The organism is Streptomyces sp. NPDC085937 (assembly GCF_044540535.1).
In the GTDB taxonomy this organism is placed as follows: Bacteria; Actinomycetota; Actinomycetes; order Streptomycetales; family Streptomycetaceae; genus Streptomyces.
This window is the reverse complement of record NZ_JBITSH010000001.1, coordinates 460,476-474,836: the sequence shown is the minus strand read 5'-3', so window position 1 is coordinate 474,836 and position 14,361 is coordinate 460,476. Positions and strand designations below refer to the sequence as shown.

The following is a 14,361-nucleotide window of genomic DNA, read 5'->3' as shown; positions in this document are numbered from 1 at the left end:
TGGGGGCACGTCAACACCGTTGAGTCTCAACAGCGCCTGCCGCAGCGTCAGTTGACGGCGAGCCGGTAGCTGATCCGGCCGAAGCCGACCTGGTCGCCCTCGCGTACGACGGCCGCGCCGACCACCCGACGGCCGTTCACCGTCGTGCCGTTGGTGGAGCCGAGGTCCCGGAGCACCCACAGGCCGCCCTGATGGCGCAGTTCGGCGTGCACCCGGGAGACCGTCTCGTGGGTCAGCCGCAGCCCGTTGGCGGGGTCGCGCCCTATCCGCAGCGGATGGCCGTGCGCCGGGTGCGGCAGCAGCAGCTTCGGCAGCTTCTCCGCCTGCCAGGCCCGGCGCAGCCGGACGGTGAACCCGGAGACGGCCTCGACCGAGCCGAACACCGCGCGCGAGAGACGGTTCTCGCGCGGGAGGTCGGCGGTGAGCGCGGCGAGTTCGTCGGCGCGCCGCGCGGTGAGCGCCAGTTCCATGCGCCGGATGAACGTGTCGTGGGACAGGCGGCCCTTGGCGACGCCGTCCCGCAGCACGCTCAGCGCCTTGTCCCGCTCCGCGTCGGACAACCGCGCGGGATACGTGGAGAACTCGAAGGACGACGTCACGCTGTCGATTGTCGGTCAGTCACGGCCGGGCTGTCCAGAAACCGCGGAAACGGACGCCCTTCGCACGCACACCTCGTACGACACCCGCCGCAAAACGGCGGATCCCCCGGCGAATTGATCTCTCATGCCGCACGATGGAGGCGCTTCATCACGGTGAGCAGACGAAGGGGAACCGTCCGTGCAGTTCGAGGTGTGGGCACCACAGGCCGGCCGAGTGACGCTCCGGTGCGACGGCGTCACGCGCGCGTTGGAGCGCGATCCGGAGCGGGAGGGGTGGTGGCGGGGGGATGCCGAGGCGCACGACGGCTCCCGGTACGGCTTCGCGCTGGACGACGGACCGGTGCTGCCGGACCCGCGCTCGCGCCGCCAGCCCGACGGGCCGGACGGACTCAGCGCCGTCGTCGACCACGACGGCTTCACCTGGCGGACCGGGTGGACCGGGCGTCCGCTGCCCGGCGCGGTGCTGTACGAACTCCACGTCGGCACCTACACCCGCGAGGGCACCTTCGACGCCGCCGCCGAGCGGCTCGGCCACCTCGCCGGCCTCGGCGTCACACACGTCGAGTTGATGCCGGTGTGCCCGTTCCCGGGCCGGCACGGCTGGGGGTACGAGGGTGTCTCGCTGTGGGCGGTGCACGAGCCGTACGGCGGGCCCGAGGGGCTGAAACGGTTCGTCGACCGGGCGCACGCGCTGGGGCTCGGGGTGGTCCTGGACGTGGTGCACAACCACCTGGGTCCGTCGGGCAACTACCTCCCGCAGTTCGGCCCGTACTTCACCGACACCCACCAGACGCCGTGGGGCGCGGCGGTCAACCTGGACGCGCCCGGCTCGGACGAGGTGCGCGCGTACCTCGTGGACAGCGCGCTGGCGTGGTTGCGGGACTACCGGATCGACGGGCTGCGCCTGGACGCGGTGCACGCCCTGGTGGACACCCGCGCGCGCCACTTCCTGGAGGAGCTGTCGCAGGCCGTGGACGCCCTGGCCGGCGACACCGGCCGGCCGCTGTTCCTGATCGCCGAGTCGGACCTCAACGACCCGAGGGTGATCACCTCACGCGAGAACGGCGGCTTCGGGCTGCACGCGCAGTGGAACGACGACTTCCACCACGCCCTGCACACCGCGCTGACCGGCGAGGCGCAGGGCTACTACGCCGACTTCGCGCGGGCCCCGCTCGCTGCGGTGGCCAAGACGCTCACCGGGGGCTTCTTCCACGACGGCACGTACTCCAGCTTCCGGGGCCGGCACCACGGGCGCCCGCTGGACCGCACCCGGGTGGCCGCGCACCGGCTGCTGGGCTACAGCCAGACGCACGACCAGATCGGCAACCGCGCCCAGGGCGACCGTCTCGCCGCGCTGGTCTCCCCCGGGCTGCTGGCCTGCGCGGCGGCGCTGACGCTGACCGCGCCGTTCACGCCGATGCTGTTCATGGGCGAGGAGTGGGCGGCGGGCACGCCGTGGCAGTTCTTCACCGACCACACCGATCCGGAGCTGGCGAAGGCGGTCAGCGAGGGCCGGCGCCGGGAGTTCGCGGCGCACGGGTGGGCGGAGCAGGACGTGCCCGACCCGCAGGACCCCGCCACCTGGGACCGCTCCTGCCTGGACTGGTCCGAGCCGGAACGCGAGCCGCACGCACGGGTGCTGGACTGGTACCGGAGGCTGCTGGAGCTGCGCCGCGAACAGCCGGACCTCACCGATCCCGACCTGGCCGACACCAAGGTGGCGTACGACGAGGAGCAGCGCTGGCTCGCCTTCCGGCGCGGTGACGTCCGGGTCGCCGTGAACCTCGGCGACCGCCCGGCCGACATCCCGCTGGGCATCCGCGACGCCCGCGTCCTGGCGGCCTGGGAGCCGGTCGGCCCCCCGGGCCCGAACGGCGTCCTGCGCCTCCCGGCGGAGTCGGCGGTCGTCCTCCTGCAGGAGTGAGGCGGAGCACCCCGCAACCGGGGGCCGGCCCCCGTGAATCGCCCCGGGGGTGCGCGGCGGATCTCACCAATCCGGGGCGGGGGCGGGAGCCTGCGTGGGCGGGCGCCCCGTAACCGGGCCCCGGGGCACGGTTACGGGGCTGCGTCGCTGTCTCTGAGGTCCGTGACGCGTTCCAGCATGATGGGTTCCCAGGCGCGGCGCAGGCGGGTGCGGAGGAGGGGCAGGGGCGCCTTCGCGTCGTGGGCCAGGGCCTCGGCGAGCTGGACGACGCAGTCGCAGCGGGCGAGCCACAGGCCGCGCAGGCAGGGGCGGGCGCCGTATCCCGCGAGGGTGGCGGCGCGGACGGCGGCCGGGGCCCCGAGCGCGCGGGCCAGTCCCGCGATGTCCTCGGCCGGGTCGCCGATCACCGCCGCGTCCCAGCCGAGGACGCCCCGCACCCGGCCGTCCGCGCCGACCACGAGGTTCCCTCCGGTCAACGCGTGGTGGACGAGGACCGCCGAGCCGGGCTGGGCGGCGAGCTGGACCGTCGCGGCCGGGGTGAACTGGTGCAGCCGCCCGGCCTCGAACTCGTCGGCCTCGGCGAGCCGTTCGGCGGCCTCCGCGCCGGCCCGGCGCAGCGCCTCCAGGGACCGCGGCGGCACCCGGGGCACGCCCAGCGCCTCGGCCTGCCGGGCCGGCACCTGGTGCAGCCCGGTGAGCAGGCCCGCCAGGTCGGTCTCACCGACGGCGGACACCCTGTTCTCCTCCGCCGTCCCGCCGGGCAGCCGGGTGTCCAGGGTGCACAGCAGCCCGGGCGCCCACTCGGCCTGCGCCACCCCGACGGGCAGCGCCACCGGGACGTGCGGGCGGACCAGCTCGCGCAGCCTCAGCTCGCGGCGGCGGCGGGTGCTCGCCGCACGGTCCGGGGCGAGGCGCAGCACGTGCCGGGTGCCGACCCACCACGCGGTGGGCGCGGCCCCCTCGACGGGCCTGAGGTCGGGCTCCGCGGAAGTCGCGTCGCCGGTCTGCCCGCCGTCCTTCAGCAGGGTGCGGGCCAGTCGGCGGACGGTGTCCGCGGTGGGTGTCGGTGCCTGGGTCATGGTCGCGCCATTGCCGTTCGGAGAGGGCAGGGAGGGACGGGAGGGGCCGCTCAGTCCACCATGACCATCTCCCGTGTGGTGTCGTTCAGCCGCCGCCCGCCGTCCTCGGTGACCGTCACGATGTCCTCGATGCGCACGCCGAACCGGCCCGGCAGGTAGACGCCGGGTTCGACGGAGAAGCACATGCCGGGGACGAGCGGCTGCTCCTCGCCCTCGATCATGTACGGCGGTTCGTGGGTGGTGACGCCGATGCCGTGCCCGGTGCGGTGGATGAAGTACGCGCCGTACCCGGCGTCGGCGATGACCGCGCGGGCCGCCCGGTCGACGTCCTGGCAGGCCGCCCCGGGCCGCACCGCGCGGAAGCCCGCCTCCTGCGCCTCGCGCACCAGGTCGTGCACCCGGCGCTCCTCCTCGGTGGGTTCGCCGACGTGCACCGTGCGGGAGGTGTCGGAGCCGTAGCCGTCCTTCAGGCCGCCGAAGTCGAGGACGACCATGTCGCCGCGCCCGATGCGGCGGTCGCCGGCCTCGTGGTGCGGGTCGGCGCCGTTCGGTCCGGAGGCGACGATGGTGAAGTCGACCTGGGAGTGGCCGAAGCGGCGCAGCAGACCGGCGAGGTCGGCGGCCACCTCGGACTCGAGGCGGCCGGCGAAGGCGACGTTCCTGATCTCCTCGAACGCGGCGTCGGCGGCGGCACCGGCCGCGGCGAGCCGGTCCAGTTCCGCGGCGTCCTTCACGGCGCGGAGCATCGGCAGCGCCTCGGTGAGGGAGACGTACGCGGTGCGGGGCAGTGCCTGCTGAAGCCGCAGCAGGTGCAGGGCCCAGGCGTTGTCGCTGACGCCGAACCGTCCCTCGGCGTCCAGCAGGGCGGCGGTGGCGGCGTAGGGGTCCTGGCCGTCGGTCCAGTCGCGCAGCGCGAGGGCGGGAGCGCCGGCGGCGCGCTCGGCGTCGGGTGCCTCCAGGGTGGGCACGACGAGCACGGGTTCCCGCCCGGCGGCCAGGACCAGCAGGGTGAGCCGTTCGGTGACGGCGGGAGGTGTGTACCCGGTGAGCCACACCATGTCCGGGCCCGGGGCGACCAGCAGTCCGGCCAGTCCCGCGTCGGCGGCCTGCCGCGCCGCCCGGTCCATGCGGGTCCTGTAGTCGTCGGCGGTGAAGGACGCGGGCGCGGTGCCGGTCATCCGGGGTGCCTCCCAGGGCGGACGTCGGGGCTACGGGCAGCATCCTGCCCGCCGGACGGGTGCGGCGCGAGCCGGTTCGCGGTGTTCGTCCCGCCGATCCGCGCCCGGCCGGCGGCACCCCGTTGCCCCGCCCCCCGGTCTAATGCTTGGATCATGGCCAACCATTAACGGCTCGGCCGAGGAGGCGTACGACCGTGCTCGTACTCGCACACGTCAGCGACCTGCACCTGGACGGCACCGCACGGGCGACGGAGCGGGCCCGCAGGGTGCGCGACCACCTGTGGGGGCTGCCGGTCCCGCCGGACGCGCTGCTGGTGACCGGTGACATCGCGGACCACGGCACCGAGTCCGAGTACGAGGAGGCCGCCGCCCTGCTCGGGCTGCGCGACGGGGACGCCCCGTTCCCCGTGCTGGCCTGTCCGGGCAACCACGACAGCCGGGGGCCGTACCGCAAGGCGCTGTTGGGCCTGCCGCCCGCGGACAGGCCGGTCAACGAGGTGCGGGTGCTGGACGGCGCCGCCGTGCTGATGTGCGACTCGAGCGTTCCGGGCGAGGACGAGGGCGCCCTGGACGACGCGACCGTCGCCTGGATCGAGTCCACCCTGGACGGGCTCGACGCGGGACTGCCGGCGCTGCTCGCCTTCCATCACCCGCCGGTGCCGCTGCACCACCCCCTGCCCGACGCGTATCCGCTGCGCGAACCGGAGCGGCTGGCCGTGCTGCTGGCGCGCCACCCCGAGGTCGTGGCGCTGATCACCGGTCATGCCCACACCCCGGCCGCCACCACGTTCGCCGGCCGGCCGGTGCTGGTGGGGCCGGGTGTGACGTGGACGTTGCGGCTTCCCTGGGAGGGCGAGCAGCCGGCCGACCGGGACGCCCCGGTCGGGCTCGCCTTCCATGTGCTGGACGACGAGGGGCGGCTGACCAGCCACTTCCGGGTGGTCACGTGAGGATGCCGGGGACGGCCGTCAGCTGCCGGTAGCCGCCGCCGGGGTGCCGCACGGTCAGTTTCACCTCGTCGCCGGGGCGTGCCCGGGCCACGGCGCGGGCCAGGTCGGCGGCCGAGTCGACGCGGGTGGATCCGAAGGCCAGCAGCAGGTCGCCCTGCTCCAGACCGGCGGCGGAGCCGGGCCCCGGCACGTGCACGCCGACCACCAGGGCGCCCGGTCCGCTGTCGTCGGCCACCTCCACGCCGAGCCGGGCGGCGACGGGCGCGGCCGGCGCCTGCCGTGGTGCCGGCGCGGCGGGAGGGGGCGCCCCGGCGGCCGGGGACAGGCCCGCCTGCCGCGTCAGTTCGGCGAGCCCGCCCCCGCCGGCCAGTGTGGCCCCGAGCACGCCCAGGCCGACGCCGGACAGCAGCAGCACCAGGCCCGCCGCCGTGCCCAGCAGCGCGCGCAGCAGCCGTCTCGGCCGCTTCGGCGTGCCGCCCCCGGCCGGGGCCGGCTCGGGAGAGTACTGCGGCCCGACCCGGTCCCCCGGCATCGGCCGGGGCCGCAGTACAGGTTGTTCCATGATGTCGCCTCCGCCGGACGTGCCGGCCGTCAGGGGACCGCCCGGGGTCGGGGCCGGCCGTCAGACGAGAACGGGGGGTGCCGGTGAGCGGTGGGCCACGAAGCCGTGCACCCGGCCGGAGAGGTACTCGTCCTTGTACCGGTCGACGTTGCGGTGCCAGTTGAGGATGCCCGCCATCCAGTTCTGCAGGTCGGTCACATAGCCGCGCATGACCGTCCGCGCCTCCTCCGACAGCTGGAAGTCGTCGTAGACCACGGGCAGTTCGTGCTCCACGACGTGCTCGAACTGGCGCATGCGCTGGTTCATCAGGTCCGCGACCACGGACAGCGCGGTCGGGTAGTCGATGCCGAAGAAGTTCTGCACGACGAGGACCGCGTTGTGCATCTCGCCCTCGAACTCGATCTCCTTCTGGTACGAGAAGACGTCGTTGAGCAGGCAGGCGTAGTCGATGGCCGCGTTCTCCAGGGAGCGGACGGGTCCGGTGCGGTAGACCTCGGGCGGGACCGCCGGTCCGTGTCCGGCGCGGCACAGCCCCAGGGTGAGGTCGGAGCCGAAGGTTGCGCGGCGCATCTCCAGGTAGTCCACCGGATCCGGGACGCGGTTCTGGATCTGGTTGGACAGCTCCCACACCCAGGACTCGGTCATCGTGTCCACGGCCGCCCTCAGGGGCCGCCGCTGCTCGGGGGTCATGCCGGCCGTGGTGCGGGCCCACAGGTCGGTCAGGGACCGCTCCATGGCGTTGGCGGGGGGCGGGACCTCCTCGCCGTCCAGCGGCATGCAGGCCGACAGGCGGGCCGTGGTCAGCCGGGCGGCGGCCAGGTCCCGGCGGTGGCCGTAGACCAGCGGGTAGTAGTCGTCGCCGTAGGTGCCGAAGGCGAGCCAGCCGGAGGCGAGGTCGAGCTGTTCCTGGGTGGCGTCCGGGTCCAGGCCCGCCGCGCACAGGGGCAGGTCGCAGCTGGCGAGCTTGTCCTCGTCCCAGACGCCCTCGCTGAGGATGCCCATGCGGTACGACCACTCCAGAAGGTGCCGCCGTGATCCGTCGAGGGCGGGGCTGAGGGTCAGCGGGAACGGCATCCGGATGTCCGGCACGACCGACGGCCCGACCTTCTGGTACGGCACGTGCCGGTAGGGCCGCAGCCGCTCCGCGCCGGCCCTCGCCAGCAGCGCGCCGACGTCGGCGGCGGACGTGCCGGGGCCCGTGAGGGACTGCCAGGAGGCGCCGGGCCGGGCGTTCTCGTTCATGTAGCGGCTGGAGCGCAGGTGCCATTCGTGGCCGCCGGACTGCCAGTCCTGCAGGCCCTTCGCGTACGCGGCGACGGCCGCGGTCTCGGGCGGGGTGAGGCCGTTCTCCAGGGCGACGGCGGGGACCTCGGTGAAGGCGGTGTGCTCGAACTGGTGCAGCCGCGAGGTGAGGACGTCGTTGACCAGGTCGGCGGCCTCCTGGGTGGTGCAGCCGAAGAAGGTCTCCAGGACGAGGACGCCGTTGCTCAGCTCGCCCTCGTCCTCGACCTCCCGCTGATAGGAGAACAGGTCGTTGCGCAGGTGCACGGCGTCGGAGAACGTCTCCATCAGCACCCGCAGCGGGCGGGACCCGGCGACGGCGGCCGGCACCTCGGCGGTGGCGTACTCCACGAGTCCGGCCGACCAGGGGGCGCCGCCCACCTTGCGGCGCATCTCGATGTACTCGACGGGGTTGGCGATCCGCCCCTCGTTGATGTTGGACAGCTCCCACAGGGACTCGTTGAGGAGGTGCTCGGTGGCGACGGCGAAGCGGCGGCGCCAGTCCGCGGACATGGCCGGCACGGTGCGCGCCCACAGGTCGGCGAGGCCCGCCTCGACCGGGTTCTCCGGCTCGGGGACGGGCGTCCCGGGCTCCAGGGGCATGAACAGCGGCAGCCGGTCCAGGTGGGCCTTGCCGCCGACGCGGTCCTGGGTGCGCTTGTACTTCTCCAGGAAGTGGTCGTCGAAGAAGAACACCCACACGTACCAGTCGGTGATCAGGGACAGCGCGGGGCCGTCGCAGTCGGGGTGCGTGTAGGCGCAGAGCAGGCCGTAGTCGTGCGCGTCGAGATCGGCCTGCTCCCAGACCCCGCTGCCCTCCAGCATGCCCATCTCGCGCGCCCAGGCCGTGGAGTGGGCCCGGGCCTGGTCCACGTGCGGATTGAGGCGCGCGGGGTGCGGCATGTAGAAGTGCGGGAGTTCGAAGGGCTGCGTCATGGCCGGGGGCTACCCGCGCCGCTCCGGCCGCATCCGCCGGCCGCTTCGTGATCACACCTTCGCGTGAACCGTGCCCGGAAACGGGAGTTGAGGGCTCAGGTCCGTACCTGGACCAGCGCGTGGGTGCCGCCGGTGCGCCAGCGCCCGCCCTCCTCCGCGTCCAGCGCCGCCTCCGTCTGCGGGGCGAGTCCGGTGATCACGTCGGACTTGAGGGTGCGCAGGGCGGCGGCCGGTCCCGGGAAGTAGGCGGTGGCGTCGGCGAACGGGGTGGTCGGGGGCCAGTACCGGTCGCCCACGAGGCGGCGGTAGTTGAGGTCGCCCTTGAGGACGGTGACGGTGGCCTCCGCGAAGTCGGCGCGCAGGTCGTCCGGCATGTCGGAGTAGGGCAGGGGCGCGCAGGAGAACGGGTGGGCGCGCAGTTCGAGCCGGCCGTCGGTGAGGGCGGCGCGCAGGCCCTGTCCGTACGCCCCGGCGGCCCCCTTGGCACCGGTGAGCCGGTGCACGGCGTCGAGAACGTCGGCCGTGGTGGCGTCGGAGACGTAGTACGGGTGCGGCTTGACGTGCAGCACCGCGCGGGAGATGCGGCCGGAGGCCAGCAGGTGGGCGATCAGCAGCAGGTCGGGGACGAGTTCGCGGCCGGCGTTGTCGGCGACCAGGCACAGGGTGCCGGCCGGGGAGCCGTCGAGCAGCGCCCACAGGCGCTCACTGTCGTCGGCCACCAGCGCGGGCACGGCGGCGGTCTCCTCGGCGCCCTCGGCGGACAGGCGGAAGCCGAGGTCGGCGCGATTGCCCCAGAGGGAGCCGTGCAGCAGGGCACGGGCCCGCATCTCCTCGGGGCGGCCTTCGAGGTCGTCGAGCGCGGCCAGCTCCTCGTCCGTGGCGGGCGCGTCGAGCTCGGCGAGCTTGGCGGGGCGGAAGGGGTCGATGCCCTGCCAGGGCCCGGGCGCGAAGTAGCCGACCGCGTGGAGCAGTTGACGGTAGAACCAGCTCTCGGACCACAGCCAGGGCACGTCGTACCAGGAGCGGCCGGCGTGGGCGTCCATGCCCCAGGCGGCCCAGCGGTCACGGTCGTGGGCGTCGGCGGGCAGGGGGGTGATGGTGCCCTCGGTGCAGTTCGCCAGCAGGTCGTCGAGCGCGCGCCGCTGATCGGGCCCGTACGGGAGGGCCTCGGCGATCTGCCGGAGGATCGCGGGATGCCGCTCGGCCAGCACGCCGTGCGGGAAGGTGCCGGGCTCGTCGGCGACGATCACGGGGGCGGCGGTGGTGTCGGACATGGGGCTCACCGTAACCCGGGGGCGGGCGGGGCGCCGGGTGTCACAGCGGCGCGATCTCCCGTTCCAGCCGTGCCGCCAGGGAGAGGTAGCGGGCGCGGCGGGGCACGGGGACCAGGCCGCGGACGAGGAGTTGCCACATCTCGGCCGTGCGGCGGGGCTGACGGGTGACGTCCTCCCGGGTCCGGCCGACCACCCGGGTGCCGACGAAGAAGCAGACGAGGGAGTGGGCGACGACGTCGATGTCGACGTCCGGGTGGACGTCGGACTCCTCGACGGCGCCCTCCAGCCGGGCCGTGACGATGTCGAGCCATTCGGTGAAGGGATGGCTGAGCGGCGGGCGCGGCCGGGTGCCGCCGGTGGCCAGACGCAGCCCGGCCCGCAGCACCGGGTCCTCGGCGGACATCCTGGCCACGCAGAAGGTCAGGCGCATCAGCGCCTCCAGGGAGGTGCGGCCCTGGGGCGCGGTGTCCCGGGCGAGCCGGCGGCAGGTCACGGACTGGAGCTCGAGGACGGCGTGGGCGAGGTCCTCCTTCGCCGCGAAGTGGAAGTACAACGCCCCTTTGGTGACCCGGGCGTGCTCGACGATGTCGCTGAGACTGGTCGACTCGTAGCCCTGCCGGTCGAAGAGGTCGGCGGCGGCCGTGATGATCGTCGCGCGCGTCTTCTCGGCGCGCACCTGCCTTGCCATCGACTGCACTCCTGTGGCCGGAAAGCGACGGTCCATGCCGTTTGTTTTAACGCCCTGTACACGATAACTCACTGTGTGCGGGCGATCACCACCCCGTCGGGCGGGCGCAGTTGAACAAGAGGGGCAAAAGCAGCGTACGTCGCGGAACGAAACAGCGCGCCGGGTCTTCGCACGCGGTGCCGGAACGCCCGGAGCGGAGGGTGCACGCCCGACCGCCTCTGCTCACGGTTCATCACAATGCGGCAGCGGCGCCTCACTTCACGTGGCTGTTCACTTGACGACCAGTGGTTCCACGCGGTTGGCTCCGGCCAGCGAGAGTCACCCGGTCGGCCGCACGCTGCGGTGGCCCGGATCCGTCCGTGCTCTCCCCTGCACTTGCTCTGCCGCACAGCGAGGTCCGCGCTCCTCATGAACACTCGTCCCCCGTCCCGCCGCATCCCGAGACGCCGTACGGCGGTCGTGGCGGTCGCCATCGGCCTGCTGACGGCCGGCTGTTCCGCCTCCGGGACGGACGAGAGGCCCTCGGACGCGGCGGGCGGCTCCGGGGGGATGCGGGTCGCCCTGGTCACCCACGGCAGTGAGGGTGACGTCTTCTGGGACCGGGTGCGCAAGGGCGCCGAGGCGGCGGCCGCCCGGGACGGCATCGAGCTGACCTACCTCAGCGACCCGGACGGGGCGGGGCAGGCGGACCTCGTGCGCCAGGCCGTCCGGGACGGCGTCGACGGCATCGCGCTGACCCTGGCCAAGCCGCAGGCGATGAAGGGCCCGGTCAACGAGGCGCGGGCCGCCGACATCCCCGTGGTCGGGCTCAACTCGGGCCTCGACGCGTGGAAGAAGGCCGGACTGCTGGCCTTCTTCGGCCAGGACGAAAGCCTGGCGGGCCGGGCCGTCGGCGAGAAGCTGAACGACCTGAGGGCCAAGCACACCCTGTGCGTCGTCCACGAGCGCGGCAACGTCGGCCTGGAGGCCCGCTGCGCCGGGGTGAAGAAGACGTTCCGCGGCACGACGGAGAACCTCTATGTGGACGGTACCGACGAGCGGGCCGTCTCCGGCATCGTCACGGCCCGGCTGCGCCAGGACCCGACCATCGACCAGGTCGTCACCAACGGGGCCGACATCGCGCTCACCGCGGTCGAGGCGGCGGCGAAGGCGGAGAGCGACGCCGCCGTCGCCACGTTCGACCTCAACGAGGACCTGGTGGACGCCGTGCGCGGCGGCAACGTGCGGTTCGCCGTCGACCAGCAGCCCTACCTGCAGGGCTACCTCGCCGTGGACGCGCTGCACCTGTACCGGACCAACGGCAACGTCAGCGGCGGCGGGGTCGCGCCCGTCCTGACCGGGCCGGCGTTCGTCACCAAGACGCAGGCGGACTCGGTCGCCCGGTTCGCCGCCGACGGAACCCGCTGACGGGCCACCCGTGCGTACCGTCCCCCTCACCCGACCGCTCTAGGACCACGATGTCTTCTCGGACAGGTGCCCGGCGCCGTCTCGGCTCCATACGCCTCTCGTTGATCCTGCTCGCCCTGGTGCCCTGCGTCACCCTCGCGGCCCTGTGGGGCCTGACGACGATCCGCATGTTCTCGGAGGGTCTGGAGCTGCGGTCGCAGACGCAGTTGAGCCGTGACACCGGCGCCATGGGCACCCACGCCACGCTCGCCCTTCAGCGTGAACGGCGGCTCACCGCGGCCTGGCTGGCCGGACCGGGGGGTTCGCGGTCCGCGCTCGACGCCCAGCGCCGGACCACCGACCGGTCGGTGGCGCGGCTGACGGCTCAGGCCGACGCGATCGCCGAGGCACCGGCGCGCGTCTCGGACCGGCTGTACTCGGTGCTCGGCTCGGTGGGCAGCCTGGAGTACTACCGGGACCAGATCGACAGCCCCCGCGACATCACCGCGGAGGAGGCGCTGGAGCAGTACACCTCGATCATCGACGACCAGATCCACGCCTTCCAGGAGCTGTCCCAGGTCGACGACGGGGACCTGACCTCCCAGGCGCAGCCGCTGGTGGCGCTGGAGCACGCGGCGGAGCTGGTCTCCCGGGAGGACGCGCTGCTCACCCTGGCATGGCCGTCGGGCCGTCTCGGCGCCGAGCGCCGGCAGGAGTTCGCCGCGCTGGTGCACACCCGGCGCTGGCTGGTCGCGGACCAGATCGTGCCGTCGCTCAGCGGCGGCATCAAGACGCAGGCCGAGGAGATCCTGCAGAGCCCCGCGTGGCGGGCGCTGGAGGCGGTGGAGGACCAGGTCCTGGCCACCCCGGCCGAGGGGGAGGCGGGTGAGATCGAGCTGCCGGACCTGAAGGACCGCTGGGACGGGGCCATGGACACGGTCTCCCCGCGCTACAGCACCATGATCCGGCAGCAGACCGGCGAACTGCTCACCCGCAGCGCCGACGAGGCCCGCAGCCTGCTGGTGACGGCCGCGTCCCTGAGCGCCGCCGGGCTGCTCGCGCTGCTGCTGTGCGTGGGGCTGTCCTGGCGCATCACCCGCTCGCTGTCCCGCCGGCTGCGCGGGCTGCGGCTCGCCACCCTGGGCCTGGCCCAGGAGCGGCTGCCCGACGTGGTGGCGCGCCTGGAGCGGGGCGAGAAGGTCGACGCGGAGTCCGCGACCACTCCCCTGGACTACGGTCACGACGAACTCGGACAGGTGGCGCAGGCGTTCAACACCGCGCAGCGCACGGCCGTGCACACCGCGGTGGAACTCGCCGACACTCGGCGGGGCTTCCAGAAGATCATCCTGGGCATCGCGCGGCAGAGCCAGAACCTGGTCAACCTCCAGCTCAGCAAGCTCGACGCGCTGGAGCGCCGGCACACCGACCCCGAGGTCCTCAAGGGCCTGTACGAACTGGACTCCGCGGCGAGCCAGTTGCGCCGCTACGAGGAGAACCTGGTCATCGTCAGCGGTGAGCGCCCCGGGCGGAGCTGGAGCGAACCGGTCGCGCTGATCGACATCCTGCGCAGCGCCGTCGGCGAGGTGGCCGAGTACCAGCGGGTGGAGGTGTTCACCGACGAGGAGGTGGCGCTCGCCCCGCCGGCGGTCGCCGACGTCATCCACCTGCTGGCCGAACTGATCGACAACGCCACCGTGTACTCGCCGGCGCCCGGTCCCGTCACGGTGCGCGCGGCGATGGTCGCCAAGGGCCTCGCCGTGGAGGTCGAGGACCGGGGCCTCGGCATGTCGGAGGAGGACTACGACTCCCTCAACAGGCAGTTGGCCAAGCCCCCGCAGTTCGACGTGGTGGCGCTCGCCGACGACCTGCGCCTCGGCATGTTCGTGATCTCCCAGCTCGCGCACCGGCACGGCATCACCGTCACCCTGCGCCCGTCGCCGTACGGCGGGACGACCGCGATCGTGCTGGTCCCGCACGACGTCGTGGTCCGCGACGCCGGGGCCGCCGACGGCACGGCGGGCGCCGCCAAGCCCGACGACGCGGGCGGTGAGCCCCGGACGCGCCCCGCCCGTCCGGCGGCGGACACCGCCGCCCCGGCCGCCGTGCCCCGGACCGCCGCCCCGCGGCCCGTGCCCGCGCGGGAGAACGACGCGGCCGTCCCGGGCTCCGGCGGCGGGCTCGCCCCGCTCCCCCGCCGGGTGCCGCAGACCAGCCTGGCCGCCGAACTGCTCGAGGAGCCGGCGCCCGGGCGGCGGCCCGCGGACGCGTCCGACGAGGAGTTCACCGCGGAACGCGCCGCCTCCTCCCTCGGAGGCTTCCAGCGCGGCACGTCCAAGGCCCGGGACGCCGTCGGCGGGGCGCCCGAGGGCGACGACCGCGCCGCGCCGGACGAGAAGCCGGAGCACGAGGACACCCCGCAGGACCCGCCGCGCGTGCCCGCCCCGTCCCCCGGGCACCCGACCCCGACCGCTGACGCCGACCGCTGAACGCCGACGAAGGAACAC

11 protein-coding genes are annotated in these 14,361 nt (G+C 74.0%); 4 read left to right on the top strand and 7 right to left on the bottom strand.

The genetic code is table 11. The annotated features are described in order from the left end of the window. Nucleotides 1-47: 47 nt before the first annotated feature. The gene (locus tag ACIF8S_RS01900; protein ID WP_349797229.1) at nt 48-599 is read right to left on the bottom strand and encodes a DUF1707 and FHA domain-containing protein; all 552 of its coding nucleotides are present in this window, start codon (nt 597-599) and stop codon (nt 48-50) included. A gap of 178 nt (nt 600-777) precedes the next feature. Here ACIF8S_RS01900 and treZ point away from each other — a divergent pair, with 178 nt between their 5' ends. Further along, the gene (gene treZ / locus ACIF8S_RS01895; protein ID WP_399996772.1) at nt 778-2,523 is read left to right on the top strand and encodes a malto-oligosyltrehalose trehalohydrolase; all 1,746 of its coding nucleotides are present in this window, start codon (nt 778-780) and stop codon (nt 2,521-2,523) included. A gap of 131 nt (nt 2,524-2,654) precedes the next feature. Here treZ and ACIF8S_RS01890 read toward each other — a convergent pair whose 3' ends face one another. Further along, nucleotides 2,655-3,602 (bottom strand): aminoglycoside phosphotransferase family protein, encoded by a 948-nt coding sequence (locus tag ACIF8S_RS01890; RefSeq protein ID WP_399996771.1) that lies wholly within the window; start codon nt 3,600-3,602, stop codon nt 2,655-2,657. Nucleotides 3,603-3,652: 50 nt separating this feature from the next. Beyond that, the gene (locus ACIF8S_RS01885; RefSeq protein ID WP_399996770.1) at nt 3,653-4,780 is read right to left on the bottom strand and encodes an aminopeptidase P family protein; all 1,128 of its coding nucleotides are present in this window, start codon (nt 4,778-4,780) and stop codon (nt 3,653-3,655) included. Nucleotides 4,781-4,974: 194 nt separating this feature from the next. Here ACIF8S_RS01885 and ACIF8S_RS01880 point away from each other — a divergent pair, with 194 nt between their 5' ends. Then, nucleotides 4,975-5,730 carry a metallophosphoesterase gene (locus tag ACIF8S_RS01880; RefSeq protein ID WP_399996768.1) on the top strand — a complete coding sequence of 252 codons (756 nt, stop codon included), beginning with the start codon at nt 4,975-4,977 and terminating at the stop codon, nt 5,728-5,730. Here the strand turns inward: ACIF8S_RS01880 and ACIF8S_RS01875 are convergent. From ACIF8S_RS01875 to ACIF8S_RS01860, 4 genes are all read right to left on the bottom strand, one after another. Further along, the gene (locus ACIF8S_RS01875) at nt 5,723-6,292 is read right to left on the bottom strand and encodes a PDZ domain-containing protein (protein ID WP_399996767.1); all 570 of its coding nucleotides are present in this window, start codon (nt 6,290-6,292) and stop codon (nt 5,723-5,725) included. The two genes, ACIF8S_RS01880 and ACIF8S_RS01875, sit on opposite strands and share 8 nt — an antisense overlap. A gap of 60 nt (nt 6,293-6,352) precedes the next feature. Next, the gene (cyc2, locus tag ACIF8S_RS01870) at nt 6,353-8,509 is read right to left on the bottom strand and encodes a germacradienol/geosmin synthase Cyc2 (protein ID WP_399996765.1); all 2,157 of its coding nucleotides are present in this window, start codon (nt 8,507-8,509) and stop codon (nt 6,353-6,355) included. 95 nt (nt 8,510-8,604) lie between these two features. Next, nucleotides 8,605-9,783, bottom strand: coding sequence for a damage-control phosphatase ARMT1 family protein (locus ACIF8S_RS01865; RefSeq protein WP_399996764.1), 1,179 nt, complete (start codon nt 9,781-9,783; stop codon nt 8,605-8,607). Nucleotides 9,784-9,823: 40 nt separating this feature from the next. Beyond that, entirely contained in the window at nt 9,824-10,471 is a 648-nt protein-coding gene (locus ACIF8S_RS01860) for a ScbR family autoregulator-binding transcription factor (protein WP_399996762.1), read from the bottom strand. Between the two features lie 408 nt (nt 10,472-10,879). Between ACIF8S_RS01860 and ACIF8S_RS01855 the strand changes: the two genes are divergently transcribed. Together ACIF8S_RS01855 and ACIF8S_RS01850 are read left to right on the top strand one after the other, a co-directional pair. Continuing rightward, nucleotides 10,880-11,878 carry a substrate-binding domain-containing protein gene (locus ACIF8S_RS01855; protein WP_399996761.1) on the top strand — a complete coding sequence of 333 codons (999 nt, stop codon included), beginning with the start codon at nt 10,880-10,882 and terminating at the stop codon, nt 11,876-11,878. 50 nt (nt 11,879-11,928) lie between these two features. Beyond that, nucleotides 11,929-14,343, top strand: coding sequence for a nitrate- and nitrite sensing domain-containing protein (locus ACIF8S_RS01850; RefSeq protein WP_399996759.1), 2,415 nt, complete (start codon nt 11,929-11,931; stop codon nt 14,341-14,343). Nucleotides 14,344-14,361 lie beyond the last annotated feature (18 nt).